The 22,265-nt window shown below is 63.7% G+C and carries 19 protein-coding genes and 2 tRNA genes; 13 read left to right on the top strand and 8 right to left on the bottom strand.

Annotated elements, in window-relative coordinates:
• Positions 1–66: 66 nt before the first annotated feature.
• Positions 67–552 carry an Lrp/AsnC family transcriptional regulator gene (locus AB1Z25_RS17130; RefSeq protein WP_107800388.1) on the bottom strand — a complete coding sequence of 162 codons (486 nt, stop codon included), beginning with the start codon at positions 550–552 and terminating at the stop codon, positions 67–69.
• 483 nt (positions 553–1,035) lie between these two features.
• Here AB1Z25_RS17130 and hppD point away from each other — a divergent pair, with 483 nt between their 5' ends.
• The 12 genes from hppD (at position 1,036) to AB1Z25_RS17070 (ending at position 11,931) form a co-directional block, all read left to right on the top strand.
• Positions 1,036–2,109, top strand: a complete 1,074-nt coding sequence (gene hppD, locus AB1Z25_RS17125) for a 4-hydroxyphenylpyruvate dioxygenase (protein WP_107800387.1) — start codon at positions 1,036–1,038, stop codon at positions 2,107–2,109.
• A 58-nt stretch (positions 2,110–2,167) separates the two neighbouring features.
• Positions 2,168–3,298 (top strand): homogentisate 1,2-dioxygenase, encoded by a 1,131-nt coding sequence (locus AB1Z25_RS17120; protein ID WP_253314542.1) that lies wholly within the window; start codon positions 2,168–2,170, stop codon positions 3,296–3,298.
• 185 nt (positions 3,299–3,483) lie between these two features.
• Entirely contained in the window at positions 3,484–4,467 is a 984-nt protein-coding gene (locus AB1Z25_RS17115; RefSeq protein WP_107800385.1) for a fumarylacetoacetate hydrolase family protein, read from the top strand.
• Entirely contained in the window at positions 4,460–5,104 is a 645-nt protein-coding gene (gene maiA / locus AB1Z25_RS17110) for a maleylacetoacetate isomerase (RefSeq protein ID WP_486635758.1), read from the top strand. The genes AB1Z25_RS17115 and maiA overlap by 8 nt, the downstream gene beginning before the upstream one ends.
• A gap of 152 nt (positions 5,105–5,256) precedes the next feature.
• Positions 5,257–5,332 (top strand) — tRNA-Phe (locus AB1Z25_RS17105).
• A 26-nt stretch (positions 5,333–5,358) separates the two neighbouring features.
• Positions 5,359–5,434 (top strand) — tRNA-Phe (locus AB1Z25_RS17100).
• 99 nt (positions 5,435–5,533) lie between these two features.
• On the top strand, positions 5,534–6,427 hold the full coding sequence (locus AB1Z25_RS17095; protein ID WP_227104735.1) for a LysR substrate-binding domain-containing protein: 894 nt from the start codon (positions 5,534–5,536) through the stop codon (positions 6,425–6,427).
• 222 nt (positions 6,428–6,649) lie between these two features.
• Positions 6,650–8,215 (top strand): BCCT family transporter, encoded by a 1,566-nt coding sequence (locus tag AB1Z25_RS17090; RefSeq protein ID WP_107800382.1) that lies wholly within the window; start codon positions 6,650–6,652, stop codon positions 8,213–8,215.
• Positions 8,212–10,224 (top strand): CocE/NonD family hydrolase, encoded by a 2,013-nt coding sequence (locus AB1Z25_RS17085; protein WP_486635757.1) that lies wholly within the window; start codon positions 8,212–8,214, stop codon positions 10,222–10,224. The genes AB1Z25_RS17090 and AB1Z25_RS17085 overlap by 4 nt, the downstream gene beginning before the upstream one ends.
• Before the next feature lie 27 nt (positions 10,225–10,251).
• Positions 10,252–10,521 carry a CBU_0592 family membrane protein gene (locus AB1Z25_RS17080; RefSeq protein WP_107800380.1) on the top strand — a complete coding sequence of 90 codons (270 nt, stop codon included), beginning with the start codon at positions 10,252–10,254 and terminating at the stop codon, positions 10,519–10,521.
• 163 nt (positions 10,522–10,684) lie between these two features.
• A complete protein-coding gene (locus tag AB1Z25_RS17075; protein ID WP_486635756.1) occupies positions 10,685–11,041 on the top strand; it encodes a carboxymuconolactone decarboxylase family protein in 357 nt (118 codons plus the stop codon).
• 92 nt (positions 11,042–11,133) lie between these two features.
• Positions 11,134–11,931, top strand: a complete 798-nt coding sequence (locus AB1Z25_RS17070; protein ID WP_199225918.1) for a Cof-type HAD-IIB family hydrolase — start codon at positions 11,134–11,136, stop codon at positions 11,929–11,931.
• Between the two features lie 77 nt (positions 11,932–12,008).
• On the opposite strand, the gene ptsG is transcribed toward AB1Z25_RS17070, so the two are convergent.
• The 3 genes from ptsG to AB1Z25_RS17055 form a co-directional block, all read right to left on the bottom strand.
• A complete protein-coding gene (ptsG, locus tag AB1Z25_RS17065; RefSeq protein ID WP_486635755.1) occupies positions 12,009–13,778 on the bottom strand; it encodes a PTS glucose transporter subunit IIBC in 1,770 nt (589 codons plus the stop codon).
• Positions 13,779–13,866: 88 nt separating this feature from the next.
• Positions 13,867–16,386 (bottom strand): phosphoenolpyruvate--protein phosphotransferase, encoded by a 2,520-nt coding sequence (ptsP, locus tag AB1Z25_RS17060; protein WP_235087020.1) that lies wholly within the window; start codon positions 16,384–16,386, stop codon positions 13,867–13,869.
• Positions 16,387–16,854: 468 nt separating this feature from the next.
• Complete coding sequence (locus AB1Z25_RS17055; protein WP_019103721.1) at positions 16,855–17,241, bottom strand: DoxX family protein; 387 nt, start codon at positions 17,239–17,241, stop codon at positions 16,855–16,857.
• 103 nt (positions 17,242–17,344) lie between these two features.
• On the opposite strand from AB1Z25_RS17055, the gene AB1Z25_RS17050 reads away from it, so the two are divergent.
• Positions 17,345–18,229: a LysR family transcriptional regulator gene (locus AB1Z25_RS17050; protein WP_486635754.1), complete on the top strand. Its 885-nt coding sequence runs from the start codon at positions 17,345–17,347 to the stop codon at positions 18,227–18,229.
• A gap of 29 nt (positions 18,230–18,258) precedes the next feature.
• Here AB1Z25_RS17050 and AB1Z25_RS17045 read toward each other — a convergent pair whose 3' ends face one another.
• The 4 genes from AB1Z25_RS17045 to AB1Z25_RS17030 all read right to left on the bottom strand — a co-directional run bounded on the left by AB1Z25_RS17045 (position 18,259) and on the right by AB1Z25_RS17030 (position 22,260).
• Complete coding sequence (locus AB1Z25_RS17045; RefSeq protein WP_486635753.1) at positions 18,259–19,476, bottom strand: cytotoxic necrotizing factor Rho-activating domain-containing protein; 1,218 nt, start codon at positions 19,474–19,476, stop codon at positions 18,259–18,261.
• A 375-nt stretch (positions 19,477–19,851) separates the two neighbouring features.
• Entirely contained in the window at positions 19,852–20,601 is a 750-nt protein-coding gene (locus AB1Z25_RS17040; RefSeq protein WP_081545394.1) for a flagellar motor protein, read from the bottom strand.
• A gap of 46 nt (positions 20,602–20,647) precedes the next feature.
• Positions 20,648–21,394, bottom strand: coding sequence for an RNA polymerase sigma factor FliA (locus tag AB1Z25_RS17035; RefSeq protein ID WP_486635752.1), 747 nt, complete (start codon positions 21,392–21,394; stop codon positions 20,648–20,650).
• Entirely contained in the window at positions 21,391–22,260 is an 870-nt protein-coding gene (locus AB1Z25_RS17030) for a MinD/ParA family ATP-binding protein (protein WP_107800372.1), read from the bottom strand. The genes AB1Z25_RS17035 and AB1Z25_RS17030 overlap by 4 nt, the downstream gene beginning before the upstream one ends.
• Between the last annotated feature and the right edge of the window lie 5 nt (positions 22,261–22,265).

Here is a 22,265-nt window from a genome sequence, read left to right as displayed (position 1 = left end):
GCAAAACGGCCCGGTATTCCGGGCCGTTCTTTTTCAAATCCGTATGCGGCTCGGGGCCGCGCCGCCTTAAAGACCACGCAGCTGGCCGAGCGGCAGCGAGGTGGTCCGCTTGATCTCCTTGAGCACGAAGCTGGACTTCACATCCGCGACACCGGGGTGTTGCAATAGCTCGTCCATCACGAAGCGCGAAAAGTGCTCCATGTCCTCGAAGTACACCTGCAGCAGATAGTCCATCTCGCCGGTCATCGCAAAGCAATTGATGACCTCCTGCCAGCTTTGCACCGATTCGATGAAGCTTTGCAGATGCGCGTTGCCGCGTTTCTCCAGTGTGACCCTGACCCAGGCTTGCAGGCCCAGGCCGATGCGGGCCGGGTCCAGCAGCGCCACGTATTGGCGGATCACGCCGGATTCCTCCAGCTGCTTTAGGCGACGCAGGCAAGGGGATGGAGACAGGGCCACCCGTTCTGCTAATTCCACATTGGTTAAGCGGCCGTCGTGTTGCAGTTCGGCCAGAATACGCAAGTCTGTCTTATCTAATGTAAGACTTGGCATGTTTTCTCCTAAAAGAGGCAAAATATTAGTGTTTTATACTTAGTTATTACTGGTTTCTTGGTATTTAGCAAGAAAATTGCCCCGTAGTTTCCATAGAATAAAAAGCCTAAAAACGCATTCTACACACGGCGCTAAAAAAGCACCGGGGTTTGTCGAGTGAATAAGACGGCGGAGATAAGATTCACATTCTGAGGAGAAGCTTGTCGTTCGTCGCGGCAAGTCAAACCAGCGCGCGGCAAGCGCCTTTCTCCTCATTCAGTCTTTTCCCTTCCGACTTTTCCACGCGAAGCCAAATGCGTTGCACAGGGCTTTTTACAACATGTCATGACAAGACTATCACAAGACATGTCATCAAAAGCTACTGTTACTTGTTTATAAACAAGCTTGTTGCGCGGAATACCAGATCAAGTCGCCGGTTCAGAGCGGCGCCACGCTCCGCTCGCCGCCCAGCGGCCGCACACTCATCTACAACAGGAGAAACAGATGAAAATGGAAACCATACTGCAAAACCCCCTGGCCACCGACGGCTTTGAATTTGTCGAATACACCGCGCCCAGCGCCGAAGGCCTGGCCAAACTGAAGGCCTTGTTTCTGTCGCTGGGTTTCAGCGAAGTGGCGCGCCACCGCAGCAAGAACGTAAGCCTGTTCCGCCAGGGCGACATCAATTTCATCTTGAACGGCGAGTCGTCGCAGCCGGCCAACGATTTCGGCCACGAGCACGGCCCGTCGGCTTGTGCGATGGCGTGGCGCGTCAAAGACGCGGCCAAGGCCTATGAATACGCGCTGGCCCACGGCGCCAAGAAATACGAGCGCCCGATCGGCTTCATGGAGCTGAATATTCCGGCGGTGGAGGGGATTGGCGGCTCGGCACTGTATTTCGTCGATCGCTACGGTCCGGAACACAGCATCTACGACGTGGACTTCCAGCCGCTGGACGGCGTAGACCAGCATCCGCAAGGCGTGGGCCTGTATGAGATCGATCACCTGACCCACAATGTGTTCCGCGGCAATATGGCCAAGTGGGCGGGTTTCTACACCGATATCGCCAACTTCCGCGAAATCCGTTACTTCGACATCGAGGGCAAGCTCACCGGCCTGGTGTCCCAGGCGATGACCAGCCCCTGCGGCAAAATCCGCATCCCGATCAACGAATCCTCCGACGACAAGAGCCAGATCGAGGAATTCCTGCGCGAATACCATGGCGAGGGCATTCAGCACATCGCGCTGACCACCCGCGACATCTACCGCACCGTGGAAACGCTGAAAGCCGCCGGCACCCGCTTCCTCGACACCCCGGACACCTATTATGAAAAAGTGGACGAGCGGGTGCCGGGCCATGGCGAAGACCTGGCGCGCCTGCACAAAAACCACATCCTGGTGGACGGCGCGCCGGTGGACGGCGCCGGCATTCTGCTGCAGATCTTCACCGAGACCGTGATCGGGCCGATCTTCTTCGAGATCATCCAGCGCAAGGGCAACGAGGGCTTTGGCGAGGGCAACTTCCGCGCCCTGTTCGAGTCGATCGAAGAGGACCAGATCCGCCGCGGCGTCATCTAAAGCCCGCAGTTCATCGATGCCATCCCGCCGCCCAGGCGGCGGGATTGAAGGACACACCATGCGTAAATGGATTCAGTACCCCCACCGCGAAGGCACCGTCTCGCGCCAGGCCCACGCCGATTTCCCGGACACGGCCATCTATGAGCGCGAAGTGGGCCGCAGCGGTTTTTTCGGTCCCGCCACTCATTTGCACCACAAGCATCCGCCCACCGGCTGGAGCGCCTGGGAAGGCCCGTTGCGCCCGCGCGCCTTTGATCTGAACGAACTGCCCAAGAGCGTCGCCGCGCCCTGGGCCGCGCCGCTGGTGCTGCACAACGCTCAATGCAAGCTGCGCATCTGGAGCGTGGATCAGGCGATGACCCAGCTGTTCCGCAACGGCGACGGCGACGACATGCTGTTCATCCACGCCGGCAGCGGCGAGCTGTTCTGCGATTACGGCCACCTGAGCTACCGCGACGGCGACTACATCCTGATGCCGCGCTCCACCAGCTGGCGCATCGAACCGGCCGCGCCCACCACCATGCTGTTGATCGAAGCCAGCAACGGCGCTTACCAGTTGCCGGACAAGGGCCTGGTGGGACCGCACGCCATCTTCGACGAGGCGATGCTGGACGTGCCGTCCATCGACGATGCTTTCCGCGCGCAGCAGACCGAGGACGAGTGGCAAGTGGTGATCAAGCGCCGCGGCGCGCTGTCCACCGTGACTTACCCGTTCAATCCGCTGGACGCGATAGGCTGGCACGGCAATCATTCCGTCGCCCGCATCAACTGGCGCGACATCCGGCCGCTGATGAGCCATCGCTACCATCTGCCGCCGTCGGCGCACACCACCTTCGTCGCCGACGGCTTTGTGATCTGCACCTTCGTGCCGCGGCCGATCGAATCCGATCCCGGCGCTTTGAAGGTCCCGTTCTATCACAACAACGACGATTATGACGAAGTGATCTTCTATCACGCCGGCGACTTCTTCAGCCGCGACAACATCAAGCCGGGCATGCTGACCTTCCACCCGGCGGGCTTCACTCACGGGCCGCATCCCAAGGCCTTCGCCAAGGCGATGACGGAGCCCAAGACCTTCACCGACGAAGTGGCGGTGATGATAGACACGCGGGACGCCTTGGAGCAGGGGCCGCAGATGCCGGCGGTGGAGTGGACCCAGTATGTGGACAGCTGGAAACCCAAGCCCTGATTGTTTGAGTTCATTTCTACTGCGCAGGCTGATCTCGAAACTGTGATGCTCGCGGTACCATTTGTACCGCTGCGCTTCTCGTTTCGACCTCAGCCCGCTCGCGACGAAATGCTCCTCAAACGAAGCTTTCATGTCATACCAGTATCACTAGAATTTCAGCTGCCCAGCTGCAGAAAGAATAGAAGATGAAACTCGCCACATATCAGAATCAAACCCGCGACGGCCAGTTGTTGGTCGTCAGCCGCGACCTGTCCCGCGCGGTGGCGGTGCCGCAGATCGCCGCCAGTCTGCAACAGGCGCTGGACGGCTGGGACGCGCTGGCACCGCGGCTGCAGGAAGTCTACGCCGCGCTGAACGCGGGCGAGGTGCCGGGCGCTTTCCCGTTCGAGCCGCAGCGCTGCCACAGCCCGCTGCCGCGCGCCTATCAATGGGCGGATGGCAGCGCCTATCTGAACCATGTCGAGCTGGTGCGCAAGGCGCGCGGCGCCGAGGTGCCGGCCAGCTTTTACCATGACCCGCTGATGTACCAGGGCGGCTCCGACGCCTTCCTGCCGCCGCTGGCGCCCATCCCGCTGCGCGACGAGGCCTGGGGCCTGGACTTCGAGGGCGAGGTGGCGGTGATCACCGGCGACGTGCCGCTGGGCGCGGACGCCGACGCCTGCGCGGGCCAGATCCGTCTGCTGATGCTGGTCAACGACGTCAGCCTGCGCAATCTGATCCCCAACGAGCTGGCCAAGGGCTTCGGCTTCTTCCAGAGCAAGCCGGCCACGGCTTTCTCGCCGGTGGCGGTGAGCCCGGACGAACTGGGCGCCGCCTGGCGCGACGGCAAGGCGCACCTGCCGCTGCTGGTGGAATACAACGGCGCGCCTTACGGCCGTCCCAACGCCGGTGTGGAAATGCAGTTCAGCTTCCCGCAACTGGTGGCGCACGTGGCCAAGACCCGCGAGCTGGCCGCCGGCTCCATCATCGGCTCCGGCACCGTGTCCAATCACGACCGCAGCGTAGGCTCCTGCTGCCTGGCGGAACAACGGATGATAGAAACCATCGAGAACGGCGCGCCGACGACTCCGTTCATGAAAGTGGGCGACCGCGTGCGCATCGAGATGAAGGACGCCGCCGGCGCCAGCGTCTTCGGCGCCATCGAGCAGACGGTGGTGAAACATGGTTGAGCGCGTGCTCTACGGTTATTTCCGTTCCAGCGCCGCTTACCGGGTGCGCATCGCGCTGAATCTCAAGGGGCTGGATTACCGCTCTCAAGCGGTCAATCTGCTCAAGGGCGAGCAGCGCAGCCCCGAGTATCTGGCCCTCAATCCGCAGGGGCTGGTGCCGCTGCTGGACGACGGCGGGGTCAAGGTCGCGCAGTCCCTGGCCATTTGCGAATACCTGGACGAGGCCTATCCGGATACGCCGCGGCTGTTGCCGTCCGCTCCGGCGGCTCGGGCGCGGGTCCGCGCGCTGGCCCTGGCCATCGCCGCCGACATCCATCCCTTGCAGAACACTCGAGTCGGCAAGTATCTGCAGACCGAGTACGGCAAGGACGAAGAGGGCAAGGCGGCGTGGATACGGCACTGGATTCGCACCGGCTTCGACGCGCTGGAGCAAGCGCTGGCGGAATCGCCCAGCCGTTACGCGGCGGGTGAGCAGCCGACGCTGGCCGATGTCTGCCTGCTGCCGCAGGTGTTCAGCGCCCGGCGTTTCGGCCTGGACCTGAGCGCGTATCCGCACATCGTCCGCGTTGCGGACGCGCTGGAGCAACTGCCGGCTTTCGCCGACGCGCATCCATCCCGTCAGCCGGACGCGATCTAAGTCTTTGATCCGGCGGGCCGGTCGTTTCAGACGGCCCGCCCGCCTGCTTTTCCCGCGCCGCCGCGGTTCGTTTTTTTGCAATTATTCCTTGACTCTGAATTCGTCCTCTGATTAAATGCGTGGCTCTGACGGCGCGACAGCGCAGCAGTGATGGCCAGTTAGCTCAGTTGGTAGAGCAGCGGATTGAAAATCCGCGTGTCCGTGGTTCGATTCCGCGACTGGCCACCATCACCGCCTTAGCTTCAGCACCCGTCGGCCAGTTAGCTCAGTTGGTAGAGCAGCGGATTGAAAATCCGCGTGTCCGTGGTTCGATTCCGCGACTGGCCACCAGATACCTGAAAAGCCGAACTCATCGAGTTCGGCTTTTTGCATTTCGGCGGCGGACGCCTGTCCTGTCGCCGGTTTTGGGGGGCGTGCCATAATGAGGCCATGAAACCGCTGCCGCCTCTTTATACCCTGATCGCTTTTGAAGCTGTGGCCCGGCTCTCCAGTTTTACCCAGGCCGCCGGTGAACTGAATCTGTCGCAAGGCGCGGTCAGCCGTCAGCTGCAGTTACTGGAAGACTATCTGGGGTGCAAATTGCTGCAGCGGGGCACCCGCAAGGTGGAATTGACTCCGGCCGGCGAACAATACCTGAGCGAAGTCCGCTCCGCCCTGGAGCAATTGGCCGGCGCCACCGCCAGTCTGATGCATTGGCAGCAAGACAAGCAGGTGACGGTGGCCTGTTCCACCGCGCTCGCCTCCTTGTGGCTCATGCCCAATCTCTCCGCCTTCCGCCAGGCTCAGCCTGACCTCTCAATCCGCATTCTGGCCAACGATAATATTCAAGAGCTGCAGGCATTCGAATTCGACCTCGGCGTTTACTATTTCCGTCAGCCTCCCAAGGACGCCGATGCGGTGGCCTTGTTCGATGAGCACATGTACGCGGTTTGCAGCCCGGGCTATTTGCCGGCCGGTCCGGCCCAGCCAGTGGCTTTGTTGGACGAGACGCTGATCACCATGGATGGCGGTCAGCGCGACTGGTTCAACTGGCCGCAGTGGTTTGCCGCCCAAAACATCGCCTGGAGACCGGCCGCCAGACAATTGAGCGTGACCAACCACCATTTGGCAGTGCAGGCGGCGCTGGCCGGGCAGGGGGTGGCGCTGGCCTGGGGGCATCTGATCGACAGCTATCTGGCCAGCGGAGCGCTGGTGATGGCGTCGGACGCCAAGGTGACGATGAGCGGCGCTTTTTACTTGTTGCTGCCGGAACGGAGGCGGCCCAAGCCGGCCACCAGATTGTTCGCGGATTGGCTGGCCTCGCTGGCGGTGATGCGGCGGTGACATCGGATGATGGCCTCACGCCTGCAAGATGGCGATCACACGGCTTGATTGATGAGCTGAAAACATAAATCTATCTAAAACTATCGTTTGTCCCGGCTTGGGTTTATCGCCGACACTGGTTTGGCCTGGGTAATAGCTCAGGCTTGCCTGCAAGCCGCGCCGGCATCAGAACCGCCGCCCCGGGGGCGACAGCGGCGGCAGGCTCCATCAAGGAGACAAACCATGCGTAGCCATCATCGCATCCGGCCCCTGGTGTTCTGGCCCACCTTTTTGCTGCTGTTGGCGGCCTTGCTGCTCAGCTATCTTGACCTGTCGGTCTTTCTCCGTCTGGCCGGCGCAGCCAATAAATGGATACTGGGCCACTTTTCCTGGCTATTCAGCCTAGCCAGTTTCAGCCTGTTGTTGACCTGTGTCTGGGTCTATTGCTCGCCGATAGGCAAGCTGCGCATCGGCGGTGCGGACGCCTTGCCCTTGTTGGGCCGCAAGCGCTGGTTCGCCGTCACCTTGATGACCACGATGGCGGTTGGGGTACTGTTCTGGACCTCGGCCGAGCCGATCTACCACCTGTACTACCCGCCGGCGGCGTATGGCCTGCGCGCCGGTAGCGCCGAGGCCGCCAGTTTTGCCATGTCGGCCATGTTTCTGCACTGGACATTCACCCCTTACGCCATTTACACCGTGCCGGCCCTGCTGTTCGGCTTGGTGTTTTACAACCTCAAGCTGCCGTTCTCGGTAGGCAGCATGTTGCGGCCCTTGCTGGGACGCTGGGTGGGCGGCCGCAGCGGGCAATTGATCGACGCCCTGGCTTTGTACTCTCTGGTGGCCGGCATGGCGTCCAGCCTGGGCACCGGCGCGCTGGCGCTGGTGGGCGGCATCAACCAGTATCTGCCCCTGCCTGCCAGCCCGTTCAGCATCGGCCTGGTGATTGCCTGCATTGTCGTGACCTTTGTCTGCTCGGCGCTCAGCGGCTTGCAACGCGGGCTGAGCTGGTTGTCCAGCGTCAATACCTGGGTTTTGCTGGGGCTGGCCGGGTTTTTGCTGATTTTTGGGCCGACTACTTTCATCCTGGCGTTTGGCCTGGAGTCGTTTGGCAACTATTTGAACCAGTTCTTTCGGTTAAGCCTGTCCACCGGCGCGGCCAGCCAGGATGGTTGGGCGGGCTCCTGGACCATCTTCTATTGGGCGGTATGGTTTGCCTGGGCGCCGATCAGCGCCATGTTTCTGGGCAAGATCTCCCGCGGTTACACCGTGCGGGAGGTGATCGTGATGAATTTGCTGCTGCCGGCCGGCTTCACCGCCTTGTGGATCATGATTTTCAGCGGCACGGCCCTATCCATTGATTTGGGCCAGGCCGGCCTGCTCAAAGGCGTGCTGGAGAGTCAGGGCGTGGAGAATGTGCTGTACACCATCATCCGCCAGATGCCCTTGAGCGAACTGATGGTGGCCATGGTGGTGTTCATCGCCTTCCTCAACTATGTCACTGCGGCGGACAGCAATACCGACGCTATCAGCAATCTGTGCACCGCCGGTTTTTCCTCAGACAGCGCCGAAAAAGCGGGCATGGGCATGAAAGTGGTGTGGGGCGGGGTGATCGGCGTGGTGTCTTGGGTGATGACCAGTTACGCCGGCGGCGTCGATGGCGTCAAAATGATGTCCAATCTCGGTGGTTTGCCGGCCTTGCTCATCATCATGGGCTGCATGCTGTCGCTTATCGCCTTGGTGCGTTCCGGCAAGCTGACATGTCCGCCTTCCGACGCGCCCGTAGTCGTCAAGGAGACGCGATCATGAAAACCGTCACTCAGCTGCCGCGGGCCATTCGCGAAGTGGAGCACTTCACCATCACGCTGGCTGACGGTTGCCAATTGGCCGCGCGGATGTGGCTGCCGATGGACGCCGAAGCCAGCCCGGTGCCGGCGATTCTGGAATACCTGCCTTACCGCAAGCGCGACGGCACGGCTGTGCGCGACCAACTGACTCACCCGTACTTCGCCGGCCACGGTTATGTATGTCTTAGGGTGGACATGAGGGGCTGCGGCGAGTCCGATGGCGACTTCGTCGATGAATACCTGCAACAGGAACAGGACGATGCGCTGGAGGTGATTGCCTGGATCGCCGCGCAAGCATGGTGCAGCGGCAAGGTCGGCATGATGGGCATCTCCTGGGGCGGCTTCAATAGCCTGCAAGTGGCGGCCCGCCAACCGGAGGCCTTGAAGGCCATCATCACGCTATGCTCCACCGACCATCGCTATGCCGACGACATCCACTATAAGGGCGGTGCGCTATTGCTGGAAAACCTGGGCTGGGCCGGCACCATGTTCAGCTATTGCGCCGCCGCGCCCGATCCGCTGTTGGTGGGCGAGGCCTGGCGGGAGCGTTGGCTGCAACGCTTGGAGCGGACGCCCCTGCTGCTCAAAACCTGGCTGAGCCATCAGACCGATGACGACTATTGGCGGCATGGTTCCATCTGCGCCGATTACAGCAGCATCAAGGCCGCCGTTTACGCGGTGGGCGGTTGGGGCGACGCTTATCACAACGCCGTCGGCCGGATGATGCGGCATCTGAGCTGCCCGAAAAAAGCGCTGATCGGTCCGTGGGCCCATAAGTATCCGCACTTCGCGGTACCGGATCCGGCGATCGGCTTTTTGCAGGAAGCGCTGCGCTGGTGGGACTACTGGCTGAAGGATATCGACACCGGCATCATGGCGGAAGACCCGGTCACCCTGTATCTGCAAGACGCGGCGCCGCCGCGGGCCAGTTATGCCGCACGTCCGGGCGTCTGGCTGCGCGACCCGGCCTGGCCCAGCCCGCATGTTCAGCGAAGGGAGTGGGGGCTGAACGCCGCGGGCGAGCTGCGGCCGGACATGGCCGGCGAGGGGGTGGCCGCGATTCGTTCGCCGCTGACCACCGGCGCCGCCTGCGGCGAATACTGCGTGATCTGGCTGGGACCGGAGTTCCCGCTGGATCAGCGCCGCGACGACGCCGGCTCGCTGGTGTTCGACAGCCCTGCGTTGGAGCGGGAGCTGCCGCTGTTGGGCGCGCCGACGCTGCGGCTGCGGCTGAAGTGCGACAGCCCCAGCGGTCAACTGGCGGTGCGGCTCAACGATGTGGCGCCGGATGGCGCGGTCACCCGCATCAGTTACGGGGTGCTGAACCTGGCGCTGCGCGACGGTTATCAACAGCGGCGGGCGGTCAGGCCGGACGAGTGGATGGATATCCGGCTGCAACTGGATGATTGCGGCTACCGTCTGCCGGCGGGCCATCGGCTGCGCTTGAGCGTCTCCAGCGCTTACTTCCCGCTGATCTGGCCGGCAGCGGATCATGCCCGGCTGACATTGGATCTGGCCGGCGCCACGCTCAGCCTGCCGGTGCATGATCTGAGCACCGTGGTGGCGCAGCCCTTTGCCGAGCCGGAAGGCGCGCCGCCGCTGGCGCTGAGTTATTTGCGCTCTCCCGCCAGCAGCCGCGAAATCATCGAGGACGCGATGAGCGGCGAGGTGCGCACCGAGATTCGCGACGACTTCGGCCACTATCGCTTTGACGACCATGGTTTGGAAGTGGCGCAAAGCTGCGAGGAAATTTACTGTATCCGGCCCGAGCAGCCTTTATCGGCCAGCGGGGTGGTGAAGTGGAGCTATAGCGCCGGCCGCGGTGATTGGCGGGTCAGGGTGGAGAGCGAGTTGAGGCTGACGGCGGATGCCCATCATTTTCGCATTCAGGCGGAGCAAAGCGCTTGGGAGGGGGAGCAATTGCTGCAACGGCGGGAATGGGACGAATGGGTGCCTCGTCAGGTCCAATAAGGCGGAACACCGCAAGGATGGTGAGCGATGATGTGGTATGACTGGATAGGGCTGATCGGGGTGTTTTTCTATCTCCTGGCCTACAGCCTGCTGCAATGGAGGCTGGTGGACTTGAGCGACTACAGCTATAGCGGCTTCAATCTGATTGGCGCGATGCTGCTGCTGATCTCGCTGTGTTACGCCTTCAACTTGGCTTCATTGCTGGCGCAAGTGTTGTGGATCGTCATCAGCTTGGTGGGCATGCGCAAAACCCGCAAGGAGCGCTTGCTGGCCTTGTCGGGCAGGGAGGGGATTTAGGCCGAGCGGGCGGCGGAGGCGTTTTACATGCTGTCCATGGCGGCTGGCCGCCAGCTACCAGAAAAGCCGAACTCGATGAGTTCGGCTTTTTGCATTGCGGCTTGCTTTCATCTTTCAATATATGATTAAATATAATATATATTGTTATGTTAAGGAGACGAGCATGAGCCTTCATTACCCTGATTTGAGTGCGGAACTGGGCGCGGAGTTGAGCAAGCTGCGCAAGGAAATCCCGGAAACGATGAAAGGCTTCGGCCAGATGAGCCGGGCTGCTCACGCGGACGGCGCCTTGTCGAACCGGACCAAGGAACTGATCGCGCTGGCCATAGGCATCGCCAACCGCTGCCACGGCTGTCTGGCTTTCCATGCCAAGGCGCTGGTGGAACTGGGCTGCAGCCGCGCCGAATTCATGGAGATGCTGCAAGTGGCCGTCTATATGGGCGGCGGTCCTTCCTTGATGACGGCGGCGGAGGCCTTGCAGGCCTATGAGCAGTTCGGCGGCGAGGCCGCGCCCGACTGATCCCGGTTCGGACCAGAAAGCGCTCGCTCGCATTGATGGGCAGCGCCGCCGGGCGGGCGTATACTGTGCGCTTCTGTTGTCGCGGGAGTTTGATGGTGTATCACTTCATCGCATCCGATCTGGATGGCACCTTGCTGGACCCCAATCACGCGGTGGACGATTTCACCGCCAGCACCTTGCAGGCCCTGCAGGCGCGCGGCGTGCGTTTCGCCATCGCCACCGGCCGTCATTATCTGGATGTGCAGGGCATACGCCAGGCGCTGGGCATCCGCGCTCACCTGATCACGTCCAACGGCGCGCGGGTGCATGATCCCGACGACAAGCTGGTGCATCGCCAGGATATCGATCCCGCCTTGGTGCGCCGGCTGGCGCAGCCGGAGTTCGCCGCCGGCACGGTGCTGAATTTCTATCTGGACGACGCCTGGCTGATCGACCAACCCTGCCAGTATCTACTCAATTTCCACGCCGATTCCGGCCTGCGCTATCAATTGGCCGATCTGGCCGGGCACGGCGGCGAGGGCGTCGGCAAGGTGCTCTACATCGGCGAGCACGCGTATTTGCTGGAGGTGGAGCGCAAGCTGCACCAGGCCTTCGGCGATGAGCTGTACATTACTTTCTCGGCCGACGATTGCCTGGAGGTGATGGCGCCCGGGGTATCCAAGGGCCACGCGCTGGAGCTGGTGTTGTCGGATCTGGGCCTGGACAAGGCGCATTGCCTGGCCTTTGGCGACGGTCAGAACGATATCGAACTGCTGCGCACCGCCGGCCACCCGCGGATGATGGGCAACGCCCAGGCGCGGCTGGCCGAGCAACTGCCGGATGTGCCGCGCATCGGCAGCAACCGCGAAGCCGGCGTGGCGCGCCATCTGCGCGAGTTGTTCGCCTTATAGCCGAGACGGGCCCCGCCAATAAAAAACGCCAGCGCTTGCGCTGGCGTTTTTACGTGGTGCGGATCGTTTCGGTTCGCTCAGCCTTGAAGCGCCTGAGCCAGGCCGGCGGCTTGATCGCCGACGATCAAATGCCAGACGCCGGGCGCCACTTCCAGCATCGCCGCCACGCCGGCCGCGCGGGCCGCGTCCTGATTGAGCAGCGAGCTCTGCTTCAGCTCCACGCGCAAGCGGGTATGGGCGATGGCTTCCACCTTGGCCAGATTGGCCGCGCCGCCCAGCGCCTGGCGCAGCGCCGCGGCCTGGCCTTGATCCGCTGCGGGCGTCGGCGTCGGCGTCGCCGCTTGCGCCGCCGGAGCCGGCGCGCTGGCCGGGGCGTCGATTTCGGCGTCCGCGCCCGCGCCGCGCAGATAGATTTCCATATCGGTTTTCAGGTTTTCCGACTGTGGGCCGAAGATGGCCTGGATGCCGTTGCCCACCACCACCACGCCGGACGCGCCCATGCTCTTGAGCTTGGCCTGGTTGACCTTGGCCGGCTCCCGCACCGCGATGCGCAGGCGGGTGATGCAGGCGTCCAGGCTGCTGATGTTGCTGCGGCCGCCAAAGGCCAGAACTAGTTCGCGCGCGCGCGCGTCTTCGCTGACCGCCGCGCCGGCGTCGGCGCTCTCGTCCTCGCGGCCCGGGGTTTTCAGGTTGAACTTGGCGATGACGAAGCGGAACACCCCGTAGTAGATGGCCGCGTAGATCGGGCCGAGGATGAACACGTACCAGGCGTGCTTGGCCTTGTCGCCGATCAGGTTGAACATCAGGAAATCGATGCCGCCCTGGGAGAAGGTGAAGCCCATGTGCATGTCCAGGGTGTTGGCGATGAACTGCGCCGACGCCGCCAGGCAGGCGTGGAGGAGGTAGAGCACCGGCGCCACGAACAGGAAGGAGAATTCGATGGGCTCGGTGATGCCGGTCAAAAAGGAGGTCAGCGCGGCGGAAATCATGATGCCGCCCACCTTGACGCGGTTCTCCGGCTTGGCCGAATGCCAGATGGCGATGGCCGCGGCCGGCAGGCCGAACATCTTGAACAGGAAGGCGCCGGACAGGATGCCCGCGGTCGGATCGCCGGCGAAGAAGCGGTTGATGTCGCCGTGTATCATCTTGCCGCTGATCGCGTCCGGGAAGGCGCCGATTTCAAAGAAGAAGGGCACATTCCAGATATGGTGCAGGCCGAAGGGCAGCAGCAGCCGTTCTACGAGGCCGTAGACGGTGGCGGCGGTGCGCGGATCGCTGACCGCGGCCCACTGCGAGAAGCTCTTGATACCGTTGCCTATCGGCGGCCAGATGAAGGACAGCGCCACGCCCAGCGCGATGGCGCTGATGGCGGTGATGATGGGCACAAAGCGCTTGCCGGCGAAGAAGCCCAGGTATTCGGGCAGCTTGATCCGGTAGAAGCGGTTGAACATATAGGCCGCCAGGCCGCCGGCGAGAATGCCGCCGAACACGCCGGTCTGGATGGACGGCAGGCCCATGATGGTGTCGGGCTTGACCCCCATCAGGCCGGCCATCACCCCCAGGGTGACGGTGGTGACCAGATGGCCGATCACGGCGGCGATCGCCGCCACGCCGTCGTTTTCGGTAAAGCCCAGCGCCACGCCGACGGCGAAGATCAGCGGCAGATTGCCGAAGATCACGTCGCCGGAGTTTTTCATCAGCGACAGGATGGCCAGCGCGACGGTGTTCTGGGTGTGGAAATCGGTGGCGCCTATGCCCAGCAGCAGGCCGGCCACCGGCAGCACGGCCACCGGCAGCATCAGCGCTTTGCCGATCTTTTGCAGAAATGCGAATGATTGACTAAACATGGTGGTTCATTCCTTGCTCAACAGCGTAGGAAATAGCGGGCGGCGCACTCGCCGCCCCACATCGCTCCGGATGGCCGGAGAGTCTCGTTTATCGGGCTTGCGCGTTCAGGTGTTCGCGGACTTCGCTCGCCGTGGACAGGGCCAGCGCTTGCTGCGCCAGAGCCTCGCACTCCGCCGCGCTCCAGCGCGACAGCGTGGCCTTGACCGCGGCCAGCGCCGGCGTGCTGACCGACAGCTCGCTGACCCCCATGCCCACCAGCAGCGGCGCGGCGCGCTCGTCGGAGGCGAGGCCGCCGCAGATGCCCACCCACTTGCCGTGGGCGCGGGCGCCGTCGCAAGTCATCGCGATCATCGCCAGCACCGCCGGGTGCAGCGCGTCGGCCTGCTTGGCCAACTGCGGGTGGCCGCGGTCCATCGCCAGCACGTACTGGGTCAGGTCGTTGGTGCCGATGGAGAAGAAGTCCACTTCCGGCGCGAAGCGCGCGGCCATGACGGCGGCGGACGGCACTTCCACCATGATGCCCACCTTGACGTCATGCTGGCCGCTGGCGGCCTGCTCTTCGGCCAGCACGGCCTTGGCGGCGCGCAGTTCGTCCAGCGAGGCCACCATGGGGAACATGATGTGCAAGCGGGTCAGCGGCGCGGCTTGCAGGATGGCGCGCAACTGGGTGCGCAGCAGGTCCGGGCGCTCCAGGCTGACGCGGATGCCGCGCAGGCCGAGGAAGGGGTTGTCCTCCTTGGGCAGCGGCAGGTAGGACAGCGGCTTGTCGCCGCCCACGTCCAAGGTGCGCACCACCAGCGGGCGCTCCTTGCCCAGCGCGCGGGCCACCGCGCAGTATTCCTCCGCCTGTTCCTGCTCGCTGGGCGGGGTGTCGCGGTTGTCGAACAGAAACTCCGAACGCAGCAGGCCCACGCCCTCGGCGCCCTTGGCCACCGCTTCGCGCGCGTCGGCGGCGTTGCGGATATTGACCACCACTTCGATGCGGACGCCGTCGCTGGTGCGGGCTTCCCGCTGCGACATCGCCGCCTCGGCGGCGCGGCGCTCCGCGATCTGCGCGATCTCCGCCTCGGCGGTGGCCAGCTGTTCGGCGTTCGGCGCGATGCGCAGCGTGCCGCGGCCGCCGTCGATGATGACTTGTTCGCTATCGGGCAGGGCCAGCGCGGCCTGGGAGATGCCGCAGATCGCCGGGATGCCCAGAGAACGCGCCAGGATGGCCACATGGCTGGTGGCGCCGCCGGTGCGGGTACAGAAGCCCAGCACCTTGTTGGGGTCCAGCGCGGCGGTGTCGGACGGGGTCAGGTCTTCCGCGATCAGGATGGAGCCGGCAGGCACGTCCAGGCTGGCCTGCTTGACGCCGGCCAGCAGCGCCAGCACGCGGCGGCCCACGTCGCGGATGTCGTTGGCGCGTTCGCGCAGCAGCGCGTTGTCTTGCGCTTCCAGCCGCGCGGAGTAGGAACTGAAGGCGGCGCGCCAGGACCAGGCGGCGGATTTGCCGTCGGCCAGGCCGGCGTAGGTCTGCGCCAGCAGGTCCGGGTCTTGCAGCAGTTCCTGGTGCATGGACAGGATGGCCTGCTTGGCCTTGTCGGTCAGCTGGCTCTTGACCGCGTCGATCTGCTGAGCGGCTTCTTCGGTGGCGCGGGCGAAGTGTTGCTGTTCCAGACTGGCGCCCTGGCCGAATTCCGGCACGTCGAATTCCTGCAGCCGGTGATGATAGACGCGGCCGATGGCCAGGCCGGGAGAGGCGCCGACGCCGACCAGCAGCTCGGCGCTTTCCTGTTGTTGGGCGACGGCGGCGATGGGCGCGGGCGCGGCCGGCGCTTCGTCTTCGGCTTCGCCGCAGCGGTCCAGCAGTAGCTGGGTCAGCTCGGCCAGCGCCTGTTCGGCGTCCGCGCCGACGGCTTCGATGCGCACCTTGTCGCCGTTGCGGGTGGACAGGCCCATCACGCCGACCACGGATTTGGCGTTGGCGGACTGCTCGTCCAGCAGCAGGTGGATGTCGGCCTGGAAGCTTTTCGCCTTGCTGGCGAAGACCGCGGCCGGCCGGGCGTGCAGGCCGGCGGGGTTGGTGATTTCGATTTCCGGGGACAGCAGCTTGGCGCCGCCGGCCGCGGGCGCGGCGGCGGCGGCCGCGCCGGCCAGCTCCAACTCCAGCACCGCGGTCTTGCCGGCCTCGGCCAAGCCGCTGGCGCGGTGCATGGCGCTGACGGTTTCGTCGCCGTTGGTGATGATGATCTGGGTCAGCAGGCTCTGCGCGTTGCGCGCCACCATGTCCAGATTGAAGTCGATCAGCGCCTGGCCGGCGCTGACGCGTTGTCCTTGTTCCACCAGCGGCTGGAAACCCTGGCCTTTGAGCATCACGGTGTCGATGCCGATGTGCACCATCACTTCCACGCCTTCGGGCGAGGTGATGGTGAGCGCGTGGTGCGCGGAATGGAGATTGCTGACGACGCCGGACACCGGCGCGAGCAGACTGCAGGAGGTGGGGTCCAGCGAGATGCCGTCTCCCACCATCTTGCCGGCGAACACCGGATCCGGGACGGTGTCCAGGGCGACCAGCCACCCGGAGAGGGGGGCGAGGATCTTCAGTCTTGGCAAGGGTGTGCTCATATGTAACTCCTCAGATCGGGAATTTATCAGTTGTTTTATTACGAGCGTCGGCCTGCTTCTTCATGAGCGGTTCCGCGTGGCGTGCCGGATAGGGTACACCGTACGGAAAGGCCTGTCTTGATTCGATGGCGCTGCGGCATCCATCGCGCGGCAACAGTACAGACGCTTACTGTCCAGCTGGCGATATGATGCCAATATTGTAGTTTAACTACATCGAAATAACGGTGCAGCTTGATGGCAATCAAGAAATTGCGCAAGTAGGAATTCACGTATTTGCACTAGTTCGCGCGGAGACGATGGCGGAGGGACGAGGCGGGCTGCGACGGGGATGGGTTTGGCGTGGAAATGCGAGCGTCTTGGCGGCGGGGCCCGCGGCCGGGCGGCTGTTGCATTTTTGTTATGCGCGAAATGAAAAACGGCGGCCTCTCGAGAGGGCCGCCGTCTTGGAGGCGGTCAGGCGCCGTTGTTTCAGGCCTGGCGCTTGTTGTCGCCGAGGAAGAACAGGGCCAGCGAGCCGGCGATCAGGAAGGCCGGGTATTCCCAGCCGCCGCCTTCGTTGGCGAACATCCAGCCGTGGGCGCCGTGCACCAGCACGATGGTGCCGAGCAGCAGCGGGGTCAGCGCCAGCGCCACCCAGCGGGCGAAGAAGCCGGACAGCAGCAGCAGGCCGCCGCCGACTTCGGCCAGGATGGCCAGGTAGCCGACGAAGCCGGGCAGGCCCAGGCTGGCGAAGTAGCCGGCGGTGCCGGCCGGTGTGAACACCAGCAGCTTGAGCAGGCCGTGGGACAGATACATCAGGCCCAGCGACAGGCGCAGGATCAGGGTGCCGAGGGCGGGGTTCTGGAAGCGGTTCATGGTGGGTTCCAATCAAGTTTGCGATGGAGTGCATTTGACCATGTAGAGAAAACTCAATAAATCCGCTATTAATAAAAATATTGTTTACCAATAGGAAATGATCATGGACCGCTTTTCGGAAATCCGCGCCTTCGTCTGCGTGGCGGAGCTGGGCAGTTTCGCCGCCGCCGCCGAGCGGCTGGAGCTGTCGCGGGCGATGGTGACCAAGCTGGTGTCCAGTCTGGAAGGGCGTCTGGGCGTGCGGCTCATGCATCGCACCACGCGGCGTTTGTCGCTGACCGAGGCGGGCGAAACCTATCTGGGGCTGGCCGGCGGCCTGCTGGCCGAGCTTGACGATCTGGACGCGCGTTTATCGCACGGCGCCAGCAGCCCGGTGGGGCGTTTGAGGGTGTCGGCGCCGGTGTCCTTCGGCATGCGTTATCTGGGGCGCGCGGTGGCGGGCTTTCATCTGCAGTACCCGCAGATCGAAGTGGAGCTGAACTTGAACGACAGGCGGGTGGACTTGGTGGAGGAGGGCTTCGATCTGGGGCTGCGGGTGTCGAATCTGTCCGACTCTTCCCTGGTGGCGCGCCGGCTGGCGCGGATACGGGATCTGGTCGTCGCCGCGCCCAGCTATCTGCAACGCTGCGGCACGCCGGCGACGCCGGCGGATCTGGCCGAGCATCAGTGTCTGCTGTACGCGCTGACCGCGCAGCCCAATCTATGGGATTTCACCGCGCCGGACGGCAGCAGCGGCCGGGTCAAGGTCAAGGGCATGCTGCGCGCCAACAACGGCGACATCCTGACGGACGCCGCCGTCCACGGCATGGGGGTGATCCTGCAGCCGCGCTTTCTGGTGGAGCAGGGCCTGGCGGATGGCACGCTGGTGCCGCTGCTCAGCGATTACGACTGGCACTGCCTGGATTTGTCGGCGGTGTACCCGGCGCGGCGGCACGTGCCGGGCAAGGTCCGGGCTTTCGTCGATTACCTACAGCAGTTTTTCCAGTAGCGGCGGCGCGTAGCTGATTGGCCGTGGGCTCAAAGCCGACTCATGTCGACCGCGTAAATTTCGGCGTCCTGTGAATGAACGCCGCAGTTGTGATTGATCCGCATGCTGTCGCCCAGGAACTCAAGGCTCAGGCTGTCGCCGGTCTTCTTGAGCAACGCCAACGCGTTGCCGACGCTGGCCAGCTCTTGCCCCAGCGGCGTCTTGTTGTAGTCAAAGTGGTGGACATGGCCGCTGTCCGCTAGATCCGGCGTTTCCCCCTTGCCGCTGTAGACCATCATCGCGTGATCGAAGTGATCGCGAAGAAAGGCGGCCAGTTCGCGGTTATTGCCGACCGGACGGTCTGGCGGAGCTTGGTCGCCGCATAGCCGTCTATGGGCGTCCACAATGGAGCGCGCGCCGTCGGTCGCCGTCTCCCATTCGCCGTCGCCGTTTTTCACGGTGCCGGCGTGATAGGCGTAAAGCATTCCTGCTTTCAGCGCGTAGACCATGGTGCAGCCGGAGAGCGCGCCGGAGTTGAACAGGCAGCAATCGCCGTCCCGTAGCGCGCCGGTGTCGAACTTCACCCCTACCGTGCCTTGCAGGCCGTTGCCGATTTCGATCAGCCGCAGCGTGTCGCCGAACTGGAATTTATTGTAATAGTTGCCGATCGGCGTGCCGGGAATCAGCTCCTTGGCTTTGGCCTGGCCGCCGTGAGAGTACTTGATGAAGTCCGAGGAGACGGCGTCGCCGCCTTTTTTATCGCCCTCCCGGTCGTGGCGGACGCAGTCGACGACGCCGGCCGGAGCGGAGGCCTGGGCGCCGCCTTCGACGGAAAGCACGCCCTTGCCGATCAGCGGAGCGACGCTGCCGGACAACACTTGCGATTTATCCCGCTCGAACAAGAGCTTTTCTTGCGGCGAGGAGGTGGTGACGGTTTTGTTTTGTCTGACGTCCTGCCTGAAGTTCGCCGTGGGATCGCCGTATTTGGCGTGGTCGTGCACGACGCGGCTTTGGCTGATCAAGGCCTTTTTGGCGTGGTAAAGATTGGCTTGCGCATTTGGGTCCTGGCAGAGCTGCCGGACGAAGGCCTTGGCGCGTTTGGTCTGATCCGGGTGCAGCAGGCTGTGCAGCCGGCTGTTGTACACCACCAGGGCGCCGCTTTTGCTCAGGCCGAATCTCAAGTCTTGGGCTTTGCCCTGCTTGGCCGCCGGCTGTTGAAGCAATTGTTCGTAGATTGTTTTGATGGATATCGGACTCGATATTTTCATCTGCTGTTCCAGGCGGAATAGGGGATGGAGAAGGGCTTTCCCTCGCTGTGGCGCTGGGCCGGCGCGAGGGCGCTGCTTTGGTTTCGGGCCAGGGGGCTGGCCGCGCCGACCATTGCAGCGAAAAAGGAGGGGCCTGTCTTTCAAAAAACGACGACGGGGAGGGGGAGAGCGGAGAGGAGGAAGGCGGCCGCTTAGAGCCTGTTCAAAGTCTCGCGAGCAAGGGCGAGGCAAGGCGAAAACGAGCGAAAAAGCGGAATGTGCACGTGGCACATGAGCATTTTGAGCTTGTTTTCAACGCTGTATCGCTGAAGCGCAGCAGACATTGAACAGGTTTTTAGGCCGCTGGCGGGAAAGCGCGCGCTGGGCGCGCGCTTTTTATTCGTGCATCGCCAGGAAGCCCTTGAGGCGGCTTTCGATGATGCGCGGGTTTTCGCCGTTGGCGATGGAGACCAGGCCTTCCACCACCAGCTCTTTCAAGGCGACTTCCGAGGCGATCAGGTGTTTGAGCTTGTTGGCGATGGGCAGGAACAACAGGTTGGCGGAGCCGACGCCGTAGACGGTGGCGACGAAGGCGACGGCGATGCCGGCGCCCAGCTTGGACGGGTCGGACAGGTTTTCCATCACGTGGATCAGGCCCAGCACCGCGCCCAGAATACCCATGGTCGGCGCGTAGCCGCCGGCGGATTCCCAGATGCGCGCCGCCTGTTTGCGCGCGTGTTCGAACATGGAGATCTCCACGTCCATCACCGAGCGCAAGGTGTCAGGCTCCGCGCCGTCCACCAGCATTTGCAGCGCTTTCTTGATGAAGGGGTCTTTTTGCAGATTGATGTAGCCTTCCAGCGCCAGCAGGCCGCCCTTGCGTGCGGTCTGGCTCCAGTTGATGACTTCGCGGATCATCTTGTCGTGATCCAGCACCGGCGGCTGGAAGATCCATTTGAGCATGCGCACGCCGGCGGCGAATTGCTTGGGCGTGCTTTGCAGCATCACCGCGCTGACGGTGCCGCCGATGACGATCATGAAGGCGGTCAGCTGCATCAGGGAGCCGATGTTGCCGCCCTCCAGCGCCTGCCCCGCGATAATGGCGGTCAGGCCCATCAGAATGGCTACAATGCTTATCTTGTCCACGCGAAGTTCCGGTTTTTAATGTTATGCCGCGTCAGGGCGCGGAGGGTCAGAGCCAGTCCTTGATGCGCGCGCGCAGCCGGGCGATGGCCTGGCTGTGCAGTTGGCTGACTCGGGATTCGGAGACGCCGAGCACCGCGCCGATTTCCTTCAAGTTCAATTCCTGCTCGTAATACAGGGACATCACCAACTGGTCGCGCTCCGGCAGCAGCTTGATGCCGTCTATCAGCGCCTGGCGGAAGCCGCCGTCGGCCAGCGCGGCGAACGGGTCCGGCGAGTCGTCGTCGGCGACATTGGCCACCGCGTCGGGCAGCGCGTCGCCGTCGTCGTTGGAAAAATCTTCGAAATGCAGCAAGGTCATGCCGCGGCAATCGCCCAGCATGTCCTGGTACTGTTCCAGCTCCAGTCCCATTTGCGCGGCGATTTCCGATTCCAGCGGCGAGCGGCCCAGCTGGTGTTCCAGCTGGCGGACCGCGTCTTCGATCTGGCGCGAGTGGCGGCGCGCCTGGCGCGGCATCCAGTCTTCGCGGCGCAGTTCGTCCAGCATGGCGCCGCGCACCCGCTGGCTGGCGAAGGTTTCGAACATCACGCCCTGGGCCGGGTCGAATTGGCGCGCGGCTTCGATCAGGCCGATGACGCCGACCTGGATCAGGTCGTCGATGTCGACCGAGGCCGGCAGCCGGGCGATCATCATGCCGGCCAGCTTCTTGACCAGCGGCGCGTAGGCCTCCACGTCGATCTCGGCGGGAGGCGAGGCGGCGGTGTAGCCGGTTCGGCGTAAGGACGGCAAGCTCATAGCGGTTTGACTCCATCCGCCTCGGCCCAGTCGCGCGAGGCGGCAATCAACAAATCCATGAATCCGGTGCCGCTGCGCGGCGTTTCCTGGGTGTCCCACTGCGGCAGCACCGCGGCCAGCTGCGAGAAGGCCATCGCGGCCTCGCTGTCCGGAAACGCCTCCATCAACGGCCGGCGCAGCGTCTGGCTGCGACGCACCGCGTTGTCCATCGGCACAAAGCCCACCCAGCGCAGCGATACCGACAGGAATTCGCCGGTGGCGGCGGACAGCCGGGTGAACAATTCGCGCGCTTCCTCCAGATGGCGAGCGCGGTTGATCAGCACATTGAAGCGCTGGCGGCCGTAGCTGCCGGACAACCTCTTGATATTAGCGTAGGCCGTTGTCAGCGACTCCGCCGCCGGCGTGAGCACTAATACCAAATTGTCGGCCACGCTGGCCGGCACCGGGTCGTGGGCGGGGCTGGGGGCGTCCACCAGCAGCACCGAGGCGTCGCGCTCCAGCGCGGCGAATTCGCTGCCCAGCCTCAGCCATAGCTGGGCGGAGAACAGCGCGCGCTCTTCCGGGCGCGCGTAGAGATTGATCAACTGAATGCCCTGGCGCGAACTCATCATCATCTCGTCCAGGCCGCCCAGGGTCAGCACCTGGCTTTCCAGCGTGGCGGTGGTGGGCACGCCCAGACGGCGCGCCTGAACCTGGCCCAGCGTGCAGTCCACCAGCAAGGGCCGCTGGCCGGCGTAGGCCAGGCCCAGCGCCAGTTCGGTGGCCAGGGTGCTGGCGCCGGCGCTGGCGGAGCCGATGAAGGCGAAACTGGGCGCGCGCGCGGACCGGGCGCTGAGCAGGCGGAGGCTGGCGGCTTGATCCTGCATCGCGC

The sequence above is a fragment of the Chromobacterium sp. HL1 genome, assembly GCF_057418835.1.
The sequence above is the reverse complement of the archived record's forward strand: the minus strand, read 5'-3'. Positions and strand labels throughout refer to the sequence as shown.

Coding starts and splice junctions, on each gene's coding strand:
- AB1Z25_RS17130 (WP_107800388.1), bottom strand. CDS start 552: ATGCCAAGTCTTACATTAGATAAGACAGACTTGCGTATTCTGGCCGAA.
- hppD (WP_107800387.1), top strand. CDS start 1,036: ATGAAAATGGAAACCATACTGCAAAACCCCCTGGCCACCGACGGCTTT.
- AB1Z25_RS17120 (WP_253314542.1), top strand. CDS start 2,168: ATGCGTAAATGGATTCAGTACCCCCACCGCGAAGGCACCGTCTCGCGC.
- AB1Z25_RS17115 (WP_107800385.1), top strand. CDS start 3,484: ATGAAACTCGCCACATATCAGAATCAAACCCGCGACGGCCAGTTGTTG.
- maiA (WP_486635758.1), top strand. CDS start 4,460: ATGGTTGAGCGCGTGCTCTACGGTTATTTCCGTTCCAGCGCCGCTTAC.
- AB1Z25_RS17095 (WP_227104735.1), top strand. CDS start 5,534: ATGAAACCGCTGCCGCCTCTTTATACCCTGATCGCTTTTGAAGCTGTG.
- AB1Z25_RS17090 (WP_107800382.1), top strand. CDS start 6,650: ATGCGTAGCCATCATCGCATCCGGCCCCTGGTGTTCTGGCCCACCTTT.
- AB1Z25_RS17085 (WP_486635757.1), top strand. CDS start 8,212: ATGAAAACCGTCACTCAGCTGCCGCGGGCCATTCGCGAAGTGGAGCAC.
- AB1Z25_RS17080 (WP_107800380.1), top strand. CDS start 10,252: ATGATGTGGTATGACTGGATAGGGCTGATCGGGGTGTTTTTCTATCTC.
- AB1Z25_RS17075 (WP_486635756.1), top strand. CDS start 10,685: ATGAGCCTTCATTACCCTGATTTGAGTGCGGAACTGGGCGCGGAGTTG.
- AB1Z25_RS17070 (WP_199225918.1), top strand. CDS start 11,134: ATGGTGTATCACTTCATCGCATCCGATCTGGATGGCACCTTGCTGGAC.
- ptsG (WP_486635755.1), bottom strand. CDS start 13,778: ATGTTTAGTCAATCATTCGCATTTCTGCAAAAGATCGGCAAAGCGCTG.
- ptsP (WP_235087020.1), bottom strand. CDS start 16,386: ATGAGCACACCCTTGCCAAGACTGAAGATCCTCGCCCCCCTCTCCGGG.
- AB1Z25_RS17055 (WP_019103721.1), bottom strand. CDS start 17,241: ATGAACCGCTTCCAGAACCCCGCCCTCGGCACCCTGATCCTGCGCCTG.
- AB1Z25_RS17050 (WP_486635754.1), top strand. CDS start 17,345: ATGGACCGCTTTTCGGAAATCCGCGCCTTCGTCTGCGTGGCGGAGCTG.
- AB1Z25_RS17045 (WP_486635753.1), bottom strand. CDS start 19,476: ATGAAAATATCGAGTCCGATATCCATCAAAACAATCTACGAACAATTG.
- AB1Z25_RS17035 (WP_486635752.1), bottom strand. CDS start 21,394: ATGAGCTTGCCGTCCTTACGCCGAACCGGCTACACCGCCGCCTCGCCT.
- AB1Z25_RS17030 (WP_107800372.1), bottom strand. CDS start 22,260: ATGCAGGATCAAGCCGCCAGCCTCCGCCTGCTCAGCGCCCGGTCCGCG.